Source organism: Parasphingorhabdus sp., assembly GCF_041748495.1.
Lineage (GTDB): Bacteria > Pseudomonadota > Alphaproteobacteria > Sphingomonadales > Sphingomonadaceae > Parasphingorhabdus.
Genome location: NZ_JBGTDD010000143.1, coordinates 1 through 8,191 on the forward strand (window position 1 = coordinate 1; position 8,191 = coordinate 8,191).

General features: G+C 57.2%; 9 protein-coding genes and 1 tRNA gene. 6 read left to right on the forward strand and 4 right to left on the reverse strand.

Translation table 11 applies throughout. The features are described from left to right. The 3 genes from ACEW8J_RS12515 to ACEW8J_RS12525 all read left to right on the forward strand — a co-directional run. Window positions 1–717, forward strand: a 717-nt coding sequence (locus ACEW8J_RS12515; protein ID WP_373491980.1) for a hypothetical protein, incomplete at its 5' end; no start/stop codon positions are given. A gap of 836 nt (window positions 718–1,553) precedes the next feature. Then, complete coding sequence (locus ACEW8J_RS12520) at window positions 1,554–2,117, forward strand: helix-turn-helix domain-containing protein (RefSeq protein WP_373491981.1); 564 nt, start codon at window positions 1,554–1,556, stop codon at window positions 2,115–2,117. Window positions 2,118–2,141: 24 nt separating this feature from the next. Further along, a complete protein-coding gene (locus ACEW8J_RS12525) occupies window positions 2,142–3,320 on the forward strand; it encodes a glycosyltransferase (protein WP_373491982.1) in 1,179 nt (392 codons plus the stop codon). Here ACEW8J_RS12525 and ACEW8J_RS12530 read toward each other — a convergent pair. Genes ACEW8J_RS12530 through yajC form a run of 4 tightly spaced genes read right to left on the reverse strand, consistent with a single transcriptional unit; the run spans window position 3,317 to window position 6,645 of the window. Beyond that, the gene (locus tag ACEW8J_RS12530; protein ID WP_373491983.1) at window positions 3,317–3,697 is read right to left on the reverse strand and encodes an MTH938/NDUFAF3 family protein; all 381 of its coding nucleotides are present in this window, start codon (window positions 3,695–3,697) and stop codon (window positions 3,317–3,319) included. The two genes, ACEW8J_RS12525 and ACEW8J_RS12530, sit on opposite strands and share 4 nt — an antisense overlap. A 3-nt stretch (window positions 3,698–3,700) precedes the next feature. Then, window positions 3,701–4,684 (reverse strand): protein translocase subunit SecF, encoded by a 984-nt coding sequence (secF, locus tag ACEW8J_RS12535; RefSeq protein WP_373491984.1) that lies wholly within the window; start codon window positions 4,682–4,684, stop codon window positions 3,701–3,703. Then, window positions 4,681–6,285, reverse strand: coding sequence for a protein translocase subunit SecD (gene secD / locus ACEW8J_RS12540; RefSeq protein ID WP_373491985.1), 1,605 nt, complete (start codon window positions 6,283–6,285; stop codon window positions 4,681–4,683). The genes secF and secD overlap by 4 nt, the downstream gene beginning before the upstream one ends. Window positions 6,286–6,312: 27 nt before the next feature. Beyond that, a complete protein-coding gene (gene yajC, locus ACEW8J_RS12545; protein ID WP_373491986.1) occupies window positions 6,313–6,645 on the reverse strand; it encodes a preprotein translocase subunit YajC in 333 nt (110 codons plus the stop codon). A 201-nt stretch (window positions 6,646–6,846) separates the two neighbouring features. On the opposite strand from yajC, the gene ACEW8J_RS12550 reads away from it, so the two are divergent. The 3 genes from ACEW8J_RS12550 to ACEW8J_RS12560 form a co-directional block, all read left to right on the forward strand. Then, window positions 6,847–6,923 (forward strand) — tRNA-Pro (locus ACEW8J_RS12550). Between the two features lie 222 nt (window positions 6,924–7,145). Further along, window positions 7,146–7,646 carry a 2Fe-2S iron-sulfur cluster-binding protein gene (locus tag ACEW8J_RS12555; RefSeq protein WP_373491987.1) on the forward strand — a complete coding sequence of 167 codons (501 nt, stop codon included), beginning with the start codon at window positions 7,146–7,148 and terminating at the stop codon, window positions 7,644–7,646. Continuing rightward, a partial coding sequence (locus tag ACEW8J_RS12560; RefSeq protein ID WP_373491988.1) for a xanthine dehydrogenase family protein subunit M occupies window positions 7,643–8,191 on the forward strand: 549 nt, incomplete at its 3' end. The genes ACEW8J_RS12555 and ACEW8J_RS12560, both read left to right, overlap by 4 nt.

The window sequence follows — 8,191 nt, forward strand, 5'->3', positions numbered from 1 at the left end:
CGCCCCAATTACGGTCGTTCCTGTTGTCCAGCTCTAATGGCGGCTATGGGCGGAACAGGGGGCACTCAATGTCAGCCGAATGCGGAGTTATTAAAACCGATGGCGAAGGACACATCTTCTGTTAGAAAGCGCAGCATGGTCTTCCGCCTGAACTTGATAGCGTTATCGCTCGGAATTGTTTCGTGCAACAGCAGCACATCACTACCGGAGAAGGCTTGGATAGTGGCGGGTATGGAACCGCAAATCAAGTTAGTCCGAGAGATTGTTTTGGAAGAAGGTTGGCAGATTTCCTGCGAAGGAAGATCGGGAGAAATGACCACGTTGCTAATCTTTTCGACCCGAGGAAAACAGAGCGGCTCTGTTGAAGAAATTGATGAAAAACTCTTTGAGGTGGGCTCATCAACAACGGCTGTATTTGGTTCGGACATTAGAAATAAGAGCTGTAATATTCAACCACCGGCGGTAACAAGTGACCGTCCCGATCAGGATTCGCCACTCGCCTTTGGTTCCCGAGAAGACTTATCGACTTATTTGGACACTGCAATTTCGTGCGGCTTTAGAGATGCCCGCTTAGCTCCCATTTCATCTGCAGATGCAGATATCCTGCAATTTGAAGTTCCGTCCGATTGGGTGGCGCTTTACGGTGGCAAGAACTCAGATTCCCGATACGGCCCAAGTATTTGTTATCTAAAAATGATCGAGCGTTTGAAGCCATAGGCTATTTCAAACTTAGGCCAATAGTGTTAGGTCTTTTCGATGGAACAAAGGCAACTACGAATTGCAGAGTGGTGTATCAAGGCGGCGATCGTTTTTACCGCAGGGCTTTTGTTCTGGTACGCTTGGAATGAGAACCTTGGGTGGCACTCGGTCGCGCTGATGTGCATCGGGTCTTTCCAGTCAATAGCGCTTATTCAATTTGAGAGACATCGTCGGGCGCTATGATCCATTTGCAGACTAAAAACGATCATGTTCCACATCCGCCATGAACGATAATTCTGGCTATACGCCTGACGAATTAGAGCGTGGAGAGGATCAAGCTTGGCATATCCCACTTTGGGGTTGTCTCATGGCCATCGCTACATTGGCCCTATTCCTATATGGCCTGTATCGTGTCGCGATCTGGCTAGGGTTTGCATGGTCGTTTAGTCTATAGATCCATTCGGCCTTGAACGCCCGCTTCCCACCCACTTGCGGTCATTCTAATTGTTTGGATGGAAAATAAAAGCTGTCGGTCGGCAACCGGGATAAAGCGGACATTAGAAGATCACCCATTGAATAAACGATGCGCAATCGATGCATACAAATTTTGCGATGGTGTAGTCATTAGCGGCATGTTTTACTAAGATCACTATACCCCCCGTTCTGCCGACGGACGCCCCTGACCTCGCCATCCTGCGGCAACGCCCGCTCCGCCAGCAGCCGGGGATCGGTTCGGGATCTACCTGATTTGGTTATTTGATTTGGCATAATATCTCCTTAATGGCATGGTTTATTCCTTGCCATTTCCTCGCCATTGTAGGAAAGAACAAAACCATATAGGTGTGGAGAAAAAAATGATCAGCCGCATCAGGGACGTTCGCAAGGCCAAGGGATTGACGCTGGACGATGTTGCCACACGATGTGAGCCACCGACCACAGCACAGACAATCGGGCGGCTGGAGACGGGGATGCGGACATTGTCGCTTGGCTGGCTGAACCGGATTGCTGGTGCCCTGGGCGTGGACAGCGCCGCGCTGCTGTCGCTGCCCGATCAGGAGGAACTGCCGGTTGCCGCCATTCTCGATCACAAGGGCGCGCATGCGCTCGGCAAGACCGAGAATGTCTATCAGCCCGCGATCGAACCGGCGATGGTCGCATTGCGCGTCAAAAGCAGCATCGGAGACTATCGTGCCGGCGACGATGTCTGGCTGTCGCGGCGGAACCCGGCGCAATTTGCCGCTGCACTGAACCGCGACGTGCTGGTCCCTCGCCCTGCCGGACGCTATCTGTTCGGTCGTCTGATCGGAAGGGAAGATGGTCGCCTGCAAATCCTGCCGCTCGGTAGCGGTGCGCGACAACAGATTGTCAGCGATCCGGAATGGATCGGCGTGGCGGTCCGTCTGGTAAGGGAGCTTTAGGGCCATTGTGCTAGGAGGCCTGCGATGACCCGTTCGCTCAACATCCTGACACTGTCGACATTATTTCCCAATGCGACGACACCCCAGTTCGGCATATTCGTCGAACGGCAGACGGCCCATCTGGCAAGCCAGCCATTGACCCAGGTAACCGTGATCAATCCGATCGGGATCCCGCCATGGCCATTGAACAAACATAAACAATATCGACCGCTGAACGATCTGGTCGAACATGAGGAGTGGCGCGGACTGGACGTCTTCAGGCCCCGGTTCCGGCTGATCCCGAAGATCGGCGGGGCCAGCAATCCCCGGCATATTGCCGGTGCGCTGCTGCCATTGGTCAAGAAACTGCACGATCAGAGACCATTTGATGTGATCGACGCGGAATTTTTCTATCCCGACGGGCCGGCGGCGATGCGGCTGGCCGGTGCACTCGGCATCCCCTTTACGATCAAGGCGCGGGGTGCTGATATTCATCATTGGGGCAGCGATCCGAAATGCCGGCTTCAGATATTGGACGCCGCGGCAAAGGCCAGCGGCTTGCTGGCGGTATCCGAAGCATTGAAGCAGGACATGATCACCTTGGGCATGGATGGCAGCAAGATTGCCGTCCACTACACCGGGCTTGATCCAGACAGATTCGTACCGGTTGATCGAGCAACCGCAAAGCAGGAACTGGGCGTCAGCGGGCCGTTATTCATCAGCACCGGCGCGTTGATCAAGCGCAAAAATCAGGATCTGGTGATCCGTGCCCTGGCGGGTTTTCCCACTGCCCAACTCATGCTCGCTGGCACAGGGGAAGAAGAACCAAATTACCGCGCGCTCGCCGAGCAGCTGGGCGTAGCAGACCGGGTCCGCTTTCTGGGCAGCATATCCCATGACCAGCTGGCACAACTCACGGCGGCCGCCGATATCGCCATTCTGGTATCGAAATCCGAAGGGCTCGCCAATGCCTGGGTCGAGGCCCTCGCTTGCGGCACGCCGATCATCATCAGCGAGGCCGGTGGCGCACGGGAACTGGTGACCAGTGTCGATGCCGGACGGATCGTCGAGCAGAATGTCGAGGCGATCATTCAGGCTGCAAAAGCAATTCTGGCCGACCCACCGCGCCAGGACATTGTGCGATCCTCGGTTAGCCAGTTCAGCTGGGCCAATAACGGGAAACAGCTGCGAGCGATATTGCTCAGTGCGGCGGGAAAGCGCTAGGCGAGCGGCAGAAGCGCGCCGATGATCCAGCGTTCTTCGGCGCGCAGCACACCCCATGTCCGGGCCGCAGCCCGGCTGTCCATGACCTCCAGCCCCATGCCGGCGGCCTCAACCTCCCGCCGAAAGGCAGCCGGTGGCTGCGCCATCGCCGATCCGCTGCCAAGCAGGAGAAACTCCGGTGCCGGTGAGAGGTTCAGCCGCGACAATATCTCTGCCAGGTCCAGCCGGTCGAGGCCTGAGCCATCCCAGCCCACCGCCTGTTCAGGCGAAATCAGCAGGCCCTGCTCGAACCGCTGGTCACCGACCTTGTAACCCGCAGGCGTGAAGCCGGTGATGACCGGACCGGTAAACTCGACATCCTTGCGCAGTTCTACCAAGATTCAGCCTGTCTGACCGGGCCCGCCGGTCCGCTCGGCTTTGTCATTCGCTGACTCCGCCGGAACAAATGTATCCGGACCGACCTTGAGCCAGATCAAGATCGGAGCGGCCATATAGACCGAGCTGTAGGTGCCGACAAAAACGCCGAAGAACATTGCCACCGAGAAGCCGAATATCACGTCCGGACCCCACAGGATCAAGCTCCCAAGCGCAATCAGCATGGTCAAGCTGGTCATTACCGTGCGCGCCAAAGTCTCGTTCACCGACAGGTCGAGCAAGGCGATGATATCCATCTTGCGATATTTCTTCAGATTTTCGCGCATCCGGTCAAATACGACGATCGTGTCGTTGAGCGAATAGCCGATAATGGTCAGCAGCGCTGCGACCGTATTGAGATTGAACTCCATCTGGGTCAGCGCAAAGAGGCCGAATGTCAGCGAGACATCGTGGACCAGCGCGAACAGGGCACCGACGCCAAATTGCCACTCGAAGCGGATCCAGATATAGATGGAAATCGCGATCATCGCGAACAGCAGCGAATAGGCACCGGTTTCAAACAGCTCCGACGAAACCTTGCCCGATACCGACTCCACGCCATCGATGCGCACGTCGGGATGATCGGCATTGATCGTTGCCACGATCTTTGCGGTCATTTCATTGGCTGCTTCAGGCCGTGATTCCGCATCCGCTGGCAAGCGCATCCGAATCGACACTTCATTGGCTTCACCAAATCGCTGGATCGTTGCCTCGCCATAGCCGAGCGCACCGATGCTGTCCCGCAATTCCGGGATCGGTGCCGTTTCGGTCTCGGTAAAGGTTGCCTGGATCATCTGGCCCCCGATAAAATCGACGCCAAAATTGAGACCCTTGGCGGCGACCAGTCCGATCGATGCGATGATCGTCAGGATACTTAAGGCCATGGCGATGTTGCGCCATTTCAGGAAACCGATATTGGTATCGTCCGGGACAAGTTTGAGCAGTCTCATATCGTCAACTCCTGCGGCCGGGCGCGACGGACCCAGATCGCCACCAACATCCGGGTTACGACAACGGCGGTGAACACGGACGAAGCGATACCGATCATCAGCACGACGGCAAAGCCCTTGATCGGCCCGGAACCGAACAGGAAGAGCAGAACCCCAGCGATGATATTGGTCACATTGGCATCAAGGATCGCTCTGGATGCTTCCCTGTAGCCAACTTCAATGGCCTGGACGACTCGTCGCCCTCGCCTGCGCTCTTCCCTTATTCGTTCGTTGATCAGCACATTGGCGTCGACCGCCGCACCAACGGTCAGAACAAAGCCCGCGATACCCGGAAGCGTCAGCGTCGCATTGAACATTGCCATGACCCCGACGATGATGAACAGGTTCAAGGCCAGGGCAAAATTGGCGTACATGCCGAAACGGCCATAGGTGACGACCATGAAGGTCAGGACCGCAACCGTCCCGATGATCGCAGCAAGCATGCCCTTGTCGATCGAATCCTTGCCAAGATCGGGCCCGACGGTGCGTTCCTCGACGATCTTCAATTCCACCGGCAGCGCGCCGGAACGCAGGGCAATCGCCAGCTGGTTCGCGCTTTCGACCGAAAAATTGCCGGATATCTGGGCCGAACCACCTAGGATCGGCTCGTTGATATTGGGAGCCGACAGCACCTGACCATCGAGAATGATGGCAAAGGGACGTCCGACATTATTCTGGGTCAGGCGGGCAAATCTTTGGCCGCCTTCGCTATCGAAGGTGATATTGACGACCGCCGCGTTGGTTGTTGCATCAAAGCCCTGCCCGGCAGCGGTCAGCTTGTCGCCGCTGATCCCGCCCAGACGCTTGACCGCAATATTGGGCAATCCGGTCGGATTGTCGGGATAAGGGAAAATCTGGCTGCCGACCGGTGCCCGGCCCGCTGCCAATGCATTGGGATCCGCTTCAAAATCGACCAGCTTGAATTCCAGCTTCGCGGTCTGGCCGAGCAATGCCTTCAGCGCTTCCGGATCCTCGAGGCCTGGCACCTGCACGACAATCCGGTTGTCGCCCTGCCGGATAATCGTCGGTTCGCGGGTGCCCATTTCGTCGATCCGGCGGCGGATCACGTCGGTGGCCGTTTCCATCGCATTCTCGACCGCATTTTCCAGGCCGGCTGCCGTCGGCGTCAGGACGAAGCGCGTGTCATCGCGCACTTCAATATCCCAGTCCCGCTGGCCGGTCAGTCCGGCACCCGAGGTCAACGGCACGATTGCATCGCGCGCGGCATCAACCTGGGTGCTGTCGCGAACCATGAAGCTCAAAACACCGTTGCGCCGGGAAATATCACCAATGCCGATGCGCGGCGTGGCCCGCCGCATTGCCGCGCGTACCGATTCTTCCATCGTCTCGAGACGGGTGGTCGCCACATCGGCCGGATCGGCTTCGAGCAGGATATGACTACCGCCCTGAAGATCGAGCCCCAGGTTGATGGTTACGTTCGGCAGGAAGCTCGGCCAATATTTCTGGCCGCTTGCGCCCAGCAGGCTGGGCAAGGACATCAGCACGCCAAAGGCCAGCAGCAGGGAAATGGAAATGACCTTCCAGCGCGGGAAATCGAGCATTGAAACTAACTTTCTATATCACCGCGTTCAGTCGTTCGCAGGTTTGGCACCGCCGCGGGGCATGACGTCCGACAGGGTCGCCTTGACGGCTTTCACGCGAACGCCGGTGGCAATCTCGATCTCGACATAAATATCGTCGACCTTGACCGCCTTGCCCACCAGCCCGCCGCCGGTTACGACCTCGTCATTCTTCTTGACCGATCCGACCTTTGCCTGATGTTCCTTCATCTTCTTTTGCTGCGGGCGAATGAGGAGAAAATAGAATACCGCGAAAATGAGCACCAGCGGCATGACCGAAATCAGAAATCCTCCGGCACCGCCCGTGCCTGCTGCGGCAGATAAAATAGTAATATTTGTCATGAACTCGTCCCGATAATTGCAAATTTTTATGTGTGGTGCCTGGACCGCTGTTTCAAGCCCCTGAACAGCCAAGCCAGCTGATGCGCGCGCCTATCACGCACTTGCCGGGCGCGCAATGAAATCCGTATGCGGGAAAGGTTGCACGGAAGACGCAAACGACTTGCCAAGGCCATGCGACCACCATATATGCCCAGCCTCGGTCGGGACGTAGCGCAGCCTGGTAGCGCATCACACTGGGGGTGTGGGGGTCGGAGGTTCGAATCCTCTCGTCCCGACCAGTTATCAGCCATTTCTGCCATTCTGCCTTGGCCCCACGCGCCACAAATATGAGCCGCTGGACCATTGACGGCGAATGGCAGGGTTTGATTTCGTCATCGCCAACGCGGCCTTATCCCCTCTGGCAACGCGGTCCTCCTTGGATTGATACCATCGGACCGGGAACCATAAACAGAATGGCGCGTTATTTTCCGGCAGCCCACTAATCGCTCCGGAGAAGCATTTTGAACATCGTCATCAATGGCAAGGCGCACAGCTTTGAGTGCGACAATCGCACCAGCTTGCTCGACTTGCTCCGCAACCAATTTGAACTCACCGGTACGAAAAAGGGCTGTGACCATGGCCAGTGCGGGGCCTGCACCGTCATTCTGAACGGTCGCCGGGTGAACAGCTGCCTCACGCTGGCGGTCATGCACGATGGGGACGAGCTGACCACCATCGAGGGACTGGGCACGCCAGACCAATTATCTCCCCTGCAACGCGCCTTTGTCGAACGCGATGCCTATCAATGCGGATATTGCACACCGGGGCAGATCTGTTCGGCCACCGCCATGCTGAAAGAAGCCGCGATGAGCTGGCCCAGCGCGGTCACCGATGATCTGGATGGCGGAATCATGCTCTCGGACGAAGAGATTGGCGAGCGCATGAGCGGCAATATCTGTCGCTGCGCGGCCTATCCCAATATCGTCGATGCGATCCGTGACGTGGCGGGAAAGGGCCAATGAAACAATTCCAATATCAGCGCGCTGCCGACCTTTCCGATGCGACCGACGGCGATGACGCTGCAAAACTGATTGCCGGTGGTACCAATCTTGTTGATCTCATGAAGCTTGAAGTGGAGACACCCGAGCGGCTGATCGATATCAACAGGCTGCCTCTGGGCGAAATCAGCGAAGAAGGAGATGGGCTGCGGATTGGCGCCTTGGTACGCAATAGCGATTGCGCGGCTCACTTTCGCGTTCGCAACGATTATGCGGTGCTGACCCGCGCGATCGTGGCGGGTGCCAGCGGCCAGTTGCGCAACAGGGCGACGACGGGCGGCAATCTGTGCCAGCGTACCCGCTGCTATTATTTCACCGACACCGCCATGCCCTGCAACAAGCGCCAGCCGGGATCGGGTTGCCAGGCCCTGCACGGTTTCAACAGGATACATGCCATATTGGGCGCCAGCGAAAATTGCATCGCCACCTATCCCGGAGATATGGCGGTGGCATTGAGCGCTCTGGACGCCGAGGTCCAGATCGAGGGACGGCAGGGCGAACGATCCGTC

Bases quoted from the DNA above. Each gene is read 5' to 3' on its own strand.
- ACEW8J_RS12520 (WP_373491981.1), top strand. From the start codon at position 1,554: ATGATCAGCCGCATCAGGGACGTTCGCAAGGCCAAGGGATTGACGCTG.
- ACEW8J_RS12525 (WP_373491982.1), top strand. From the start codon at position 2,142: ATGACCCGTTCGCTCAACATCCTGACACTGTCGACATTATTTCCCAAT.
- secF (WP_373491984.1), bottom strand. From the start codon at position 4,684: ATGAGACTGCTCAAACTTGTCCCGGACGATACCAATATCGGTTTCCTG.
- secD (WP_373491985.1), bottom strand. From the start codon at position 6,285: ATGCTCGATTTCCCGCGCTGGAAGGTCATTTCCATTTCCCTGCTGCTG.
- yajC (WP_373491986.1), bottom strand. From the start codon at position 6,645: ATGACAAATATTACTATTTTATCTGCCGCAGCAGGCACGGGCGGTGCC.